Here is a 545-nt window from a genome sequence, read left to right as displayed (position 1 = left end):
ACTGGGTGGCGAACCACCCGGTCCAGGTGGTCATGTACGCCACCGCCGGTACCAGGGCCATGGCCACCAGGCTGGTCGGCACGTCATGGGTCAGCGTGCCGGTGTAGGGCCGGCGTACCCCGATCGCCCGCCGCGCTCCGGCGTCCCACACCAGGCTCATCACCGCGAACGCCACCAGGAAGAACACCCCGCTCCACTTGGTGGCACACGCCGCGCCCAGGCACAACCCCGCACCGATCCGCCAGGGACGCATCCCCAGCCACGGACCCGTCCCGGTCAGCCGCGACCCCTCGTACCACCCCGCCAGCCGCTCCCGCGCCCGATCACGATCGACCACCAGGCACCCGAACCCCGCCAGCACCCAGAACATCAAGAAGATGTCCAGCAGCGCGGTACGGCTCAACACGAAATGCAACCCGTCCAACGCCAGCAGCAGACCCGCCATACAGCCCAGCAACGTCGAGCGCGTCATCCGCCGCGCCACCCGCGCCAGCACGAAGATCGAGATCATCCCGATCACCGCCGCCGCGAACCGCCACCCGAAC

1 protein-coding gene is annotated in these 545 nt (G+C 69.7%); it reads right to left on the bottom strand.

Annotated elements, in window-relative coordinates:
- Window positions 1-545, bottom strand: a 545-nt coding sequence (locus ABD810_RS40815; protein ID WP_344953957.1) for a phospholipid carrier-dependent glycosyltransferase, incomplete at both ends; no start/stop codon positions are given.

Source organism: Sphaerisporangium flaviroseum (genome assembly GCF_039537005.1).
Lineage (GTDB): Bacteria > Actinomycetota > Actinomycetes > Streptosporangiales > Streptosporangiaceae > Sphaerisporangium > Sphaerisporangium flaviroseum.
The sequence above is the reverse complement of the archived record's forward strand: the minus strand, read 5'-3'. Positions and strand labels throughout refer to the sequence as shown.